The sequence below is a fragment of the Vibrio tubiashii genome, assembly GCF_028551255.1.
Taxonomy (GTDB): Bacteria; Pseudomonadota; Gammaproteobacteria; order Enterobacterales; family Vibrionaceae; genus Vibrio; species Vibrio tubiashii_B.
In genome coordinates this window covers 863,343-875,501 of the sequence record NZ_CP117029.1, presented here as the reverse complement: position 1 = coordinate 875,501, position 12,159 = coordinate 863,343, and the positions used below count along the sequence as shown (strand labels likewise).

General features: G+C 45.7%; 11 protein-coding genes. 2 read left to right on the top strand and 9 right to left on the bottom strand.

What is annotated here, in order from left to right:
- The first annotated feature begins 1 nt into the window (after position 1).
- Positions 2-301, top strand: coding sequence for a DUF3301 domain-containing protein (locus LYZ37_RS03970; protein ID WP_069665742.1), 300 nt, complete (start codon positions 2-4; stop codon positions 299-301).
- Here the strand turns inward: LYZ37_RS03970 and LYZ37_RS03965 are convergent.
- Positions 249-767, bottom strand: coding sequence for a GNAT family N-acetyltransferase (locus tag LYZ37_RS03965; RefSeq protein ID WP_004744521.1), 519 nt, complete (start codon positions 765-767; stop codon positions 249-251). The genes LYZ37_RS03970 and LYZ37_RS03965 overlap by 53 nt on opposite strands.
- A 787-nt stretch (positions 768-1,554) precedes the next feature.
- Here LYZ37_RS03965 and LYZ37_RS03960 point away from each other — a divergent pair.
- Positions 1,555-1,842 (top strand): hypothetical protein, encoded by a 288-nt coding sequence (locus LYZ37_RS03960; protein ID WP_272786592.1) that lies wholly within the window; start codon positions 1,555-1,557, stop codon positions 1,840-1,842.
- A gap of 335 nt (positions 1,843-2,177) precedes the next feature.
- On the opposite strand, the gene sucD is transcribed toward LYZ37_RS03960, so the two are convergent.
- The 8 genes from sucD to sdhC all read right to left on the bottom strand — a co-directional run bounded on the left by sucD (position 2,178) and on the right by sdhC (position 11,805).
- Entirely contained in the window at positions 2,178-3,050 is an 873-nt protein-coding gene (sucD, locus tag LYZ37_RS03955) for a succinate--CoA ligase subunit alpha (protein ID WP_005476019.1), read from the bottom strand.
- On the bottom strand, positions 3,050-4,216 hold the full coding sequence (sucC, locus tag LYZ37_RS03950; RefSeq protein WP_004744517.1) for an ADP-forming succinate--CoA ligase subunit beta: 1,167 nt from the start codon (positions 4,214-4,216) through the stop codon (positions 3,050-3,052). Before sucC ends, sucD begins: the two co-directional genes overlap by 1 nt.
- Before the next feature lie 207 nt (positions 4,217-4,423).
- A complete protein-coding gene (gene odhB, locus LYZ37_RS03945) occupies positions 4,424-5,632 on the bottom strand; it encodes a 2-oxoglutarate dehydrogenase complex dihydrolipoyllysine-residue succinyltransferase (protein ID WP_004744516.1) in 1,209 nt (402 codons plus the stop codon).
- A gap of 28 nt (positions 5,633-5,660) precedes the next feature.
- Positions 5,661-8,486 carry a 2-oxoglutarate dehydrogenase E1 component gene (sucA, locus tag LYZ37_RS03940; RefSeq protein ID WP_272786588.1) on the bottom strand — a complete coding sequence of 942 codons (2,826 nt, stop codon included), beginning with the start codon at positions 8,484-8,486 and terminating at the stop codon, positions 5,661-5,663.
- Positions 8,487-8,578: 92 nt separating this feature from the next.
- On the bottom strand, positions 8,579-9,289 hold the full coding sequence (locus tag LYZ37_RS03935; protein ID WP_004744514.1) for a succinate dehydrogenase iron-sulfur subunit: 711 nt from the start codon (positions 9,287-9,289) through the stop codon (positions 8,579-8,581).
- A gap of 18 nt (positions 9,290-9,307) precedes the next feature.
- Positions 9,308-11,074, bottom strand: coding sequence for a succinate dehydrogenase flavoprotein subunit (gene sdhA / locus LYZ37_RS03930; protein ID WP_171322376.1), 1,767 nt, complete (start codon positions 11,072-11,074; stop codon positions 9,308-9,310).
- Positions 11,075-11,419: a succinate dehydrogenase, hydrophobic membrane anchor protein gene (gene sdhD / locus LYZ37_RS03925; protein ID WP_004744512.1), complete on the bottom strand. Its 345-nt coding sequence runs from the start codon at positions 11,417-11,419 to the stop codon at positions 11,075-11,077. It abuts the gene before it with no gap.
- The gene (gene sdhC / locus LYZ37_RS03920) at positions 11,413-11,805 is read right to left on the bottom strand and encodes a succinate dehydrogenase cytochrome b556 subunit (RefSeq protein ID WP_004744511.1); all 393 of its coding nucleotides are present in this window, start codon (positions 11,803-11,805) and stop codon (positions 11,413-11,415) included. Before sdhC ends, sdhD begins: the two co-directional genes overlap by 7 nt.
- Between the last annotated feature and the right edge of the window lie 354 nt (positions 11,806-12,159).

Here is a 12,159-nt window from a genome sequence, read left to right as displayed (position 1 = left end):
TATGATTCATGACCTTTTTGCCATACTCGGACTCGCAATTGTCTGTCTTGTGTTTTGGCAACAACGCCGCCAAGCAGAACTCGCTAAAACCATTGCGGCTCGTAAATGCAAAGAGCTCGACTTACAGCTACTGAGCGTTGCACTTAAAGGTCATAAACTAAAAACGCCAGACGGTGTCTGGCGTTGGCATTCTGTTTATCAATTTGAATTTTCTTCACTTGGCGATGACTGCTATCAAGGCCGAATCTTTATGCAAGGTTTCCGACTAGCAAAGGTTGAGCTTCCACCACATCGGATGTAAACAGATACTCATCATACGGACCAAATGTATCTTTCTTGTGTGCATTTAGCTTGAAACCTAGCTTTTGCAGTATGCGTACCGACGGTTCGTGACCTACATTGGCTGTCGCTAGTACCCTATCTAGATTTAAATCTCTGACTGCTTTAGGGAAAAACGCTTGCAACACTTCACTTGCAATACCTCTGCCCCAATAGTCTTTATCGAAAATGTATCCGAGCTCTGGCTGGCTATCTAGGTCTGAGATAAACACATGACCGATAAAGTCGCGAGTATGGCTATCTAACACCGCCATAGCATAGATATTGCGGTCATTCAGGACTTTTTCAAATAGTTTCTTTGCAGACGACACCGTATGGGCACCGTTCATCTGAGCGCGATTGATGGCACAGCAGTTGAGCATCAAAAATTCAGATTGTAATGAGTCGTTATAGGGAACCAATAACGCACGGCGAGTCACTATAGTCATGACACATCCTTGTTAGCAGCCAAAATTGTCTTGTAAAACAAAGCCGAAAAGTTAAACCAACTTTTAAAAACCTTTATTGATCTAGGTAGTTTTTTGAACGTTGTTGTTAGAGTTTTTTATAAAGGTGAGATCTAAGAAAAGCCCCGATACGTTAGTATCGGGGCTATAGTCTTACTCGCAGCAATCCGGCTACAAAAGGCGCTCCATGCATCTTCCTTAATAGTTACTGAATCCTTCAGTAAAATCCTGCCTTCGCCTTCCTAGCGGTGTCCTAATCGTCCTGATAGCTAACAATCCTCGTCAGCTCCACATCACTTGTTCCTTGAGCGGTGTCCTTTGTATCATCCTGATACTGTCCTAGCCTCATCCTAGAGGTGTCCATTGTCATCCTTGCCACTAACATCCTGTTAGCGAACGTATCCTTACAATGTCCTTTCGCTCCATGCTTGATCAACGTTCCTCGTCAACCAATCTTCATCCTGAAGATTCCCAATCCTTGGTATTTCCTGTTCCGTGTCAGCATCCTTCCGACACCCTCTAATTTACTCGAATTCGCCTTTAAGACAATGCCATCAAAGCAAACTATTATTGAAACAAGTTAGAAACAAAACAGAAAACTATTATATATCAGATAGATAAAGAAACACTGGAGGCTATTTCCGTGTTTAAAACGCACTTTGTCTTACATCACTTGTGAGAAATCTCGCACACACCATTTCTTAATTTTCCATTAGTCAATTATTGCTAAGCTCAGTATTATTGGTGAACACAACACAATGGAGGTTTTATGCTTACTCAAGATGTTAGCCAAGAGCTAAAAGATATCCTTGAACAATTACACGCAGAAGGAAAGGAGCCGACTGTAGCCTTGGTCAAAGCGCGCTTGAGTACCTCTGTCCCGATGCCTGCTTTAATCACTACCTTAAAAAGCTGGAAGAGTTCTAACCGTGTACCAAAAGTTGAAGTCGCAGCGAAAACTGAATCAAACGATCAGGATCGTATAAAGCAGTTGGAACAAGAGGTTGCGCAGTTGAATCAGCGCATAGCAGCCTTGGAGAGCAAATTAGGACTTTAATCTACTGGACGCCCGTTCTATCCGTCATTCTCAAGAGGGAGATACGAATGAGTTGGGGATCTCTTAAAGCGAGTCGAAAACAAGAAGAGATTCCTTACTCTCTCCTTCGTCGCTCTAAGGAATGACATATCTAGTTCACCGCCACAACACCATGACGAACAACGTCATCCTCAAGAGTGAGGTACGAACGAGTTGGGGATCTCTTAAAGCGAGTCGAAAACAAGAAGAGTCTTCTTACTCTCTCCTTCGTCGTTCTAAGGAATGACAAATATTTGGAGAGCAAAAAAACAAAAGGCTTGGCGAATACCAAGCCTTCTTTACAACAATTGGCTAAATTACCAACCTGTGATCTCGCGTAGACCTTTACCGATGTCTGCAAGAGACTTAACCGTCTTAACGCCTGCTGCTTCTAGTGCAGCAAACTTGTCTTCCGCAGTACCTTTACCACCAGAGATGATTGCACCCGCGTGACCCATACGCTTACCAGGAGGAGCTGTTACACCAGCGATGTAAGAAACTACTGGCTTAGTCACGTTCTCTTTGATGAATGCTGCTGCTTCTTCTTCAGCTGTACCACCGATCTCACCAATCATTACGATTGCTTCTGTTTCTGGATCTTCTTGGAACAGTTTTAGGATATCAATGAAGTTTGAACCTGGAATTGGGTCACCACCGATACCAACACAAGTAGACTGACCAAAGCCTTCATCTGTAGTCTGCTTAACCGCTTCGTACGTTAGTGTACCAGAGCGAGAAACGATACCAACTTTACCCTTCTTGTGGATGTGACCAGGCATGATACCAATCTTACACTCGTCTGGAGTTATAAGACCTGGACAGTTAGGACCGATCATACGAACGCCAGTTTCTTCTAGCTTCACTTTCACGTCGATCATATCCGTTGTAGGGATACCTTCAGTGATTGTCACGATCAGCTCGATGCCCGCGTCAATCGCTTCTAGGATAGCGTCTTTACAGAAAGGAGCAGGAACGTAGATTACTGTTGCTGTCGCGCCAGTTGCTTCTACGGCTTCACGTACTGTGTTAAACACAGGTAGACCAAGGTGAGTTTGACCACCTTTACCTGGAGAAACACCACCAACCATCTGCGTACCGTATGCGATCGCTTGCTCAGAGTGGAAAGTACCTTGACCACCAGTGAAACCCTGACAGATTACTTTCGTGTCTTTATTAATTAGTACAGACATTATTTGCCCTCCGCAGCAGCAACAACTTTCTGAGCTGCGTCAGTTAGCGACTCAGCTGCAATGATATCAACATCAGAATTAGCAAGAACTTCGCGACCTAGGTCTGCGTTAGTACCTTCCAGACGAACAACTACTGGTACGCTTACGCCTACCTCTTTAACCGCACCGATAATACCTTCAGCGATCATGTCACAGCGAACGATACCACCGAAGATGTTAACTAGTACTGCTTTTACATTGTCATCAGATAGGATGATCTTGAATGCTTCTGCTACACGCTCTTTCGTTGCGCCGCCACCTACATCTAGGAAGTTAGCTGGCTTGCCACCGTGTAGGTTTACGATATCCATCGTACCCATTGCTAGGCCTGCACCGTTAACCATACAGCCAACGTTGCCGTCTAGTGCTACGTAGTTCAGTTCCCACTGAGCTGCATGTGCTTCACGCTCGTCTTCTTGCGAAGGATCGTGCATTTCACGCAGCTTAGGCTGACGGTACATAGCGTTAGAATCGATGTTGATCTTACCGTCTAGACATAGCAGGTTGCCTTCGCCAGTAATAACAAGAGGGTTGATCTCTAGTAGCGCTAAATCGTACTGAGAGAACATGTTGCCAAGACCCATGAAGATCTTAACAAACTGTTTGATTTGATCGCCTTCAAGACCTAGCTTGAATGCTAGCTCACGGCCTTGATAAGCTTGAGGACCAACAAGTGGATCGATAGCTGCTTTGTGAATCAACTCTGGAGTCTCTTCTGCAACTTTCTCGATTTCAACACCACCTTCAGTCGATGCCATGAATACAACTTTACGCGTTGCACGGTCTACAACCGCACCTAGGTAAAGTTCGTTAGCAATGTTTGATGCTTCTTCAACTAGGATTTTAGTCACAGGCTGACCATTTGCATCTGTTTGGTAAGTCACTAGGTTTTTACCTAGCCACTTTTGTGCAAACTCTTTAACGCCATCTTTAGTATCGTGCAGCTCAACGCCACCCGCTTTACCACGTCCACCTGCGTGAACCTGACATTTAACGACTTTCTTCTCTGTAGAGATACGACCTGCAGCTTCAAAAGCTTCTTGTGGTGTATCACACGCGTAACCTTCCGGTACAGGCAAACCGAATTCTGCAAACAGCTGTTTGGCTTGGTATTCATGCAAATTCATTTTGATATTCCGTTTATTTTCCCTTGTAGGGATTATTATTTCCATAACGCCGCCATGTCAGCGGACGTCTGTAGGGTCTTCTCAAATCAATCTTATCTCGCTGTGCAGGTAGATAAGATTCAAGTGAAGGCCAGACAGTTGAGCCAGTCTAGCCTTGAAAACTATCGAACGTCTAGCCACCAACGGCCGCTAGACGTTTTAGCGATATTAAACGTCTAATAGCAGACGCGCTGGATCTTCTAGTAGCTCTTTAATCGTTACTAGGAAGCCCACAGACTCACGACCATCGATTAGACGGTGATCGTAAGACAACGCTAGGTACATCATAGGCAGGATTTCAACCTTGCCATCCACCGCCATTGGACGCTCTTGGATCTTATGCATACCAAGAATTGCCGATTGAGGTGGGTTGATGATAGGCGTAGACATTAGAGAACCGAATACGCCACCGTTAGTGATAGTGAAGTTACCACCCATTAGTTCATCAACAGTTAGCTTGCCGTCACGGCCTTTGATTGCTAGCTCTTTGATGCCTTTTTCAACATCAGCGAAACCTAAAGTGTCACAGTCTTTTAGTACTGGTGTCACTAGACCACGTGGCGTCGAAACAGCCATGCTGATGTCAAAGTAGTTGTGGTAAACGATGTCATCACCGTCGATAGACGCGTTGACTTCAGGGTAACGTTTCAGTGCTTCTGTTACCGCTTTCACGTAGAAAGACATAAAGCCTAGACGAATACCGTGGCGCTCTTCGAACTGGTCTTTGTACTGCTTACGAAGGTCCATGATTGGCTTCATGTTCACTTCGTTAAACGTAGTCAACATTGCAGTGTTGTTCTTCGCTTCAAGAAGACGATTTGCAACTGTTTTACGTAGACGAGTCATTGGAACACGCTTTTGGCTACGCGCTGTAGCTGGTGCTTCAACTGCTGCCGGAGCATCGGCTTTCGGCGCTTCTTTCGCCTTAGCAAGGTGCGCTTCGATATCTTCACGTGTGATACGACCGCCAACACCAGTGCCTTTCACTTGGCTCGCTTCTAGACCGTGCTCACCTAGTAGGCGGCGAACTGCTGGACTTAGTGCATCGTTGCTTTCTTCTGTTAGCGAAGCTTTATGACGCTTATCAGGAGACGCTTCAGACTCTTCAGTCGTGTCTTTAGTCGGCTCACCTGCAACAGCACCCGGCTTAAGCTTAGCGATTAGCTGCTTTGAAAGTACGGTTGCACCTTCTTCTTCGATGATGGCTTCTAGAACGCCCGCTTCTGGAGCAGGTACTTCAAGAACCACTTTATCCGTTTCGATATCTACTAGAACCTCGTCACGCTCTACTGCGTCACCAGGTTGTTTGTGCCATGTTGCGACTGTTGCGTCAGCAACCGATTCAGGTAAATCTGGAACCAGAATTTCAATTGTCATATCTGTTTCTTCCTTTAACTTCTAGTTCTTAGTCCGAAGTTTTTGTATTCACGTTAAGCGCATCATCAACTAGCGCTTTTTGTTGTTTCAAGTGTACTGACATGTAGCCTACTGCAGGTGATGCTGAAGCTGGGCGACCAGCGTATTTCAGATCAGCGCCGGCTGGGATTGCAGCACGGAAGTTGTGTTGGCTAGAGTACCAAGCGCCTTGGTTTTGCGGCTCTTCTTGACACCAAACGTAATCTTCAACGTTAGTGTATTGCTCGATAGCGGCTTTTACTTCCTCAAGAGGGAATGGATAAAGCTGCTCGATACGAACAATCGCCACATCATCTTGTTCATTGTTACGACGCTGCTCTAGCAGATCGAAGTAAACTTTACCTGAACAGAAAACCACGCGTTTCACTTTCGCAGCTTCTAGGTTGTCAATTTCACCAATTGCCGCTTGGAATGTGCCCTCAGCTAGGTCTTCAATTGTTGAAGTACATAGCGGGTGACGCAGCAATGATTTAGGAGACATCACCACAAGTGGACGACGCATAGGTCTTACAACCTGGCGACGAATCATGTGGTATACCTGAGCTGGAGTAGAAGGCACAACAACCTGCATGTTTTGCTCAGCACAAAGCTGTAGGTAACGTTCTAGGCGAGCTGATGAGTGCTCTGGGCCTTGACCTTCATAACCATGAGGAAGAAGCATTGTCAGACCACATAAACGTGCCCATTTTTGCTCACCTGATGAAATAAACTGGTCAATCACTACTTGAGCACCGTTGGCAAAATCACCAAACTGCGCTTCCCAAATAGTTAGGCCACTTGGTTCTGCTGTCGCGTAACCGTACTCAAATGCCAGTACTGCTTCTTCAGATAGAACAGAGTCAAAGACTTCAAATGGGCCTTGCTTGTCGTGAATATTTGCTAGCGGAACAAAAGTGCTCGCGTCATTTTGGTTGTGCAAAACTGAGTGGCGGTGGAAGAAAGTACCACGACCAGAGTCTTGACCAGAAATACGAATGCGCTTGCCATCGTCAACCAGAGTTGCGTAAGCCAAAGTTTCAGCCATACCCCAGTCAATCGCTTTTTCACCGCTCAACATCGCTGTACGATCGTTGTAAAGCTTGTTCACTCGACTTTGCAGCTTGTGACTTTCAGGGTAAGTACACAGACGCTGACCAAGCTCTAGTAAACGCTTAGTATCGAATTGGCTATTCCATTCCGTATCCCAGTCGTGCCCAAGGTATGGAGACCAGTCTACTGAGTGCAACGCCATCGGGCGCCATTCTTTAACCACGACTTCACCGCGATCTAATGCATCACGGTATTCATTGACATACTGGGTCGCAGTATCAATACCAAAATCACCACGTTCAATCAGCACGTCAGCATAAAGCTTACGCGGAGTTGGGTGTTTCTTGATTTTTTGGTACATCAACGGCTGAGTCGCGTTTGGCTCATCCGCTTCGTTGTGACCATGACGACGGTAACAAACCAAGTCAATCACAACATCACGTTTAAATTCGTTACGGTAATCCAGCGCAATACGAGTGACAAAAGCAACCGCTTCTGGATCATCAGCATTAACGTGGAAAATTGGTGCCTGAACCATCTTAGCGATATCGGTACAGTACATAGTCGAACGTGTGTCGGTCGGGTTAGATGTAGTAAAGCCAACTTGGTTATTTACAACGATGCGAACCGTACCACCTACACGGAAACCACGTGCCTGAGACATGTTAAATGTTTCAGCAACAACACCCTGACCTGCGATCGCAGAGTCACCGTGAATGGTAATTGGAAGAACGGTACTACCTTCTGTATCACCTAAACGATCTTGACGCGCGCGCACCGAACCGATAACTACAGGGTTAACGATCTCAAGGTGAGACGGGTTAAACGCAAGTGCTAAGTGAACATCACCACCTGGTGTCGCGAAGTCTGCTGAGAAGCCTTGGTGGTACTTAACGTCACCTGTACCCCAAGTGTCGTCATGTTTACCAGCAAACTCATCAAATAGATCTTGTGGCTTCTTACCAAGTACGTTCACAAGCATGTTCAGACGACCACGGTGTGCCATACCAATCACGACTTCGCGCATACCGCTCTTACCCGCATGACGAATTAACTCTTTCGTCATAGGGATTAGGGCATCACCACCTTCTAGAGAGAAACGCTTCGCACCTGGGAATTTCGCACCAAGATAGCGCTCTAAACCTTCTGCTGCTGTTAGCTCTTCGAGGAATTCTTGTTTTTCTTCTTTGCTGAATGACGGCTGACCGACCACTGACTCTAAACGCTGCTGGATCCAACGTTTTTGCTCAGTGTCTGTCATGTGCATATATTCAGCACCGATAGAGCCACAGTAAATTTTGTTCAGTGACGAGTGGATGTCTTTCAATTGCATGGTGTCTTTGCCAATAGCAAAAGAACCCACGTTGAAAGTCTCTTCTAGATCGTCTTCGGTAAGATTGTGGAATGCAGGATCTAGCTCCGCCACTGGTGGGCGTTGCCATAAACCTAGAGGGTCAAGCTGTGCCGCTTCATGACCACGAAAGCGGTAAGCATTGATTAATTGAAGTACTTTTACCTGTTTAGCGTCGACATCAGGATCACTAACTTGGACATTGTAATGCTTTGTTTCTTGAGCGAGTCGTCGGAAGTAGTCACGGACACGTGAATGGGGTTGATCAACCACCTCTTCTGAAGGCTTAGGCAAGCCATCAAAAACACGTTTCCACTCCTCACTTACCAGATCGGGATCACTTAGATACAGTTCGTAGAGGTCCTCTACATACGTTGCATTGGCGCCAGCCAAGTGTGAAGACTCGAGCCACGCCTTCATCACGCCGTTGTGCATATTTTCCCTTAACCAGTAGTTTTCACGTTTGCTTCGGTCTTACGCCGAGCTATTAAGAGCCGACCCAGAGTGGGTCGGCAATTTTTTGTTAATTAAATCGAACGGTTTACTAGCATCGTCTTAATATGACCGATTGCCTTCGTTGGATTTAGTCCCTTAGGACAAACACTTACACAATTCATGATGCCATGGCAACGGAAAACGCTAAATGCATCATCAAGATTTGACAAACGTTCATCTGTCGCTGTATCACGGCTATCAATTAGCCAACGATACGCCGCAAGAAGACCTGCAGGACCGATAAATTTATCTGGATTCCACCAGAATGATGGGCATGACGTCGTACAACATGCACACATAATACATTCATATAAACCATCTAAATGTGCACGCTCATCAGGCGTTTGCAGGTTCTCTCGTGATGGTGGCAGCGCGCCGTCATCAATCAAGAATGGCTTAACTTTCGCATAGTTATCGTAGAACTGTGTCATGTCAACGATAAGATCTCGCACAACAGGCAAACCAGGCAGTGGACGGATGACTATCTTGTCACCGCTTAATGCAGAAAGTGGTGTAATACAAGCCAGGCCATTCTTACCGTTCATGTTTAGACCATCTGAGCCACATACGCCCTCACGACAAGAACGACGGAAAGAGATCGTTGGATCTTGCTCTTTTAGCAGAATCAACGCATCTAGAAGCATCATGTCTGATCCTTCTTCTACTTCCAGCGTGTAGTCCTTCATGTATGGCTTTTGATCGACATCCGGATTGTAGCGATACAAAGAGAAATTCAGTTTCATAATATTATCCTCCTCTCCCTAGTACGTACGTGCTTTCGGCGGGAATGCTTCACGATGGATTGGCTCCATGTTTACACCACGCTTTGTCATAGCTTCATTGTCCGGATTATAGATTGAGTGGCATAGCCACTGCTCATCATCACGGTCTGGGAAATCAAAGCGAGCGTGTGCACCGCGACTTTCTGTACGGTAATTAGCCGCAACAGCCGTTGCATAAGCAGTTTCCATCAAGTTTTCTAGCTCTAAACACTCAATACGCTGGGTGTTGAACTCGGTCGACTTATCAGAAAGGTGAGCATTCTTCAGGCGCTCACGAATAACTTTTAGCTCTTCTAGACCTTTTGCCATTGCATCGCCTTCACGGAATACCGAGAAGTTGTTCTGCATACATTGTTGCAGATCTTTGCGAATTTGCGCTGGATCTTCGCCTTCAGTGCTATTTTCCCAACGGTTGTAGCGCTCTAGTGAACGCTCAATGTCAGCTTCCGTTGCTGGCTTAGCTTCAGCTTGCTTAGCAAGTGTTTCACCAAGGTGTAGACCTGTAGCGCGACCAAATACAACTAAGTCTAGTAAAGAGTTACCACCTAGGCGGTTTGCACCGTGAACAGATACTGATGCGATCTCACCACAAGCAAATAGACCTTGAACTTCAACATCAGCGCCCGCTTCATCTTGCTTAATAGCCTGACCAGAGACTTGAGTTGGAATGCCACCCATCATGTAGTGACAAGTCGGGATTACCGGAATTGGCTCTTTCACTGGATCTACGTGAGCAAAGGTACGAGATAGCTCACAAACACCCGGCAGGCGCGACTCAAGTGTCTCTTTACCTAGGTGATCCAGTTTCAGTTTAATGTGAGGACCCCAAGGGCCATCGCAGCCGCGACCTTCACGGATTTCGATCATCATTGAACGAGCAACAACATCACGACCAGCAAGGTCTTTCGCGTTTGGTGCGTAACGCTCCATGAAGCGTTCACCGTCTTTATTCAGTAGATAACCACCTTCACCACGACAACCTTCAGTTACCAGAACACCGGCTCCAGCGATACCTGTTGGGTGGAACTGCCACATTTCCATATCTTGCATTGGAACGCCAGCGCGTAGTGCCATACCAACGCCATCACCCGTGTTGATGTGAGCGTTAGTTGTTGAAGCGTAAATACGGCCAGCACCACCTGTCGCCAGAATGGTTGCTTTCGATTTGAAGTAACAAACTTCGCCCGTTTCCATACAAAGGGCTGTACAGCCAAGAACTGCGCCATCTTCATTCTTAACTAGGTCGAGTGCATACCACTCTGAGAAGATAGTTGTTTTGTGCTTAACGTTTTGTTGGTATAGCGTGTGAAGTAGAGCGTGACCTGTACGGTCAGCCGCCGCAGCTGTACGTGCTGCTTGCTCACCACCGAAGTTCTTCGACTGTCCGCCAAACGGACGTTGGTAGATTCTACCATTGTCAAAGCGAGAGAATGGGAGACCCATTTTCTCTAATTCAATCACTGACTCTGGTCCGTTTTTACACATGTATTCGATTGCGTCTTGGTCACCAATATAGTCGGAACCTTTAACGGTATCGTACATATGCTGTTCCCAGTGATCTTCGTGCGCATTACCTAGCGCAACCGTGATACCACCTTGTGCAGAAACAGTGTGTGAACGAGTTGGAAATACTTTAGAAAGCAATGCACAAGATAGGCCTTGCTCAGAGATTTGCAGTGCAGCGCGCATGCCTGCACCACCAGCGCCGATTACTACGGCATCAAATTCGCGAACTGGAATAGACACTTACGCACCCCACAGAATAAATAGACCAGAGAAGAAGTAACCGAACAATACAGCAATGATAGCTAGCTGTAGGCCACCACGAAGCTTGGCGCACTTGATGTAATCAGTCAGTACCTGCCATAAACCAATCCACGCGTGAATTAGAACAGATACAAGCGCCAGCATTGTAAACACTTTAGTGAATGTACCACCAAAGAACTGGGTCCAAGATACGTAAGAAATATCTGTGAAAGCACAGAAGCTAACCAGATAGATAGTGTAAAGCGTCATAATGATTGCAGTCGCACGAATCAATAAGAAATCGTGCACACCATTACGACCAAAAGATGAAATGTGTTTTACCATACCATTACCCCCGCCAGTAGAGACAGAACGGCTGTTGCTGCGAATGCAACCTTAGCGCTCATCGCGCCAGATTCCAGCTCTTCGAAATGACCAAGATCCATTAGTAAGTGACGAATGCCACCTGCAATGTGATAGGCCAAAGCCGTTAGGATGCCCCATAAGATAAACTTCACAAAGAAACCATCGACTAAGTCAACAGCTTGTGCGTAACCGACTGGGGAGGATAGAGAAATGGATAGTAACCAAAGCAGGATTCCGATTGCGACAAACGTAATTACACCGGATACACGGTGTAAAATTGATGCGATTGCAGTGATCGGAAAGCTTACGGTCTGTAAATCTAAATTAACAGGTCTTGACTTTCTTTCTTTCACGGGCTTGCTCACTCAGCTCCATTGAGCATTTATAGTTATGAACGAATTTTGATTGCAAACCTACAAAAGTTAACATTTATTTAACACTAGACTGCAACAATTGCCGGAGTATTTTGTAAAATAATTGTTAACAACAAGGATTAAAACTTCACCTCACATTTGTTTCAAGCCTTGAATTTATAAGGTTTCCACCAAAATTTACTGCGCCACTATACGGCTGGCAACATTCTAATACAATTGATGTAACAATTTTTGCTACACAGACCAGATTTTTCACCTTATACGTTCAAAAAATCATAACAAGTGCACACATCAGATGAGAAAAATTGACTTTGATAACGATCACACGTACAAAAATGGCACACA

Excerpts from the sequence above, each read along its gene's own strand:
- LYZ37_RS03970 (WP_069665742.1), top strand. The coding sequence starts at position 2 with ATGATTCATGACCTTTTTGCCATACTCGGACTCGCAATTGTCTGTCTT.
- LYZ37_RS03965 (WP_004744521.1), bottom strand. The coding sequence starts at position 767 with ATGACTATAGTGACTCGCCGTGCGTTATTGGTTCCCTATAACGACTCA.
- LYZ37_RS03960 (WP_272786592.1), top strand. The coding sequence starts at position 1,555 with ATGCTTACTCAAGATGTTAGCCAAGAGCTAAAAGATATCCTTGAACAA.
- sucD (WP_005476019.1), bottom strand. The coding sequence starts at position 3,050 with ATGTCTGTACTAATTAATAAAGACACGAAAGTAATCTGTCAGGGTTTC.
- sucC (WP_004744517.1), bottom strand. The coding sequence starts at position 4,216 with ATGAATTTGCATGAATACCAAGCCAAACAGCTGTTTGCAGAATTCGGT.
- odhB (WP_004744516.1), bottom strand. The coding sequence starts at position 5,632 with ATGACAATTGAAATTCTGGTTCCAGATTTACCTGAATCGGTTGCTGAC.
- sucA (WP_272786588.1), bottom strand. The coding sequence starts at position 8,486 with ATGCACAACGGCGTGATGAAGGCGTGGCTCGAGTCTTCACACTTGGCT.
- LYZ37_RS03935 (WP_004744514.1), bottom strand. The coding sequence starts at position 9,289 with ATGAAACTGAATTTCTCTTTGTATCGCTACAATCCGGATGTCGATCAA.
- sdhD (WP_004744512.1), bottom strand. The coding sequence starts at position 11,419 with ATGGTAAAACACATTTCATCTTTTGGTCGTAATGGTGTGCACGATTTC.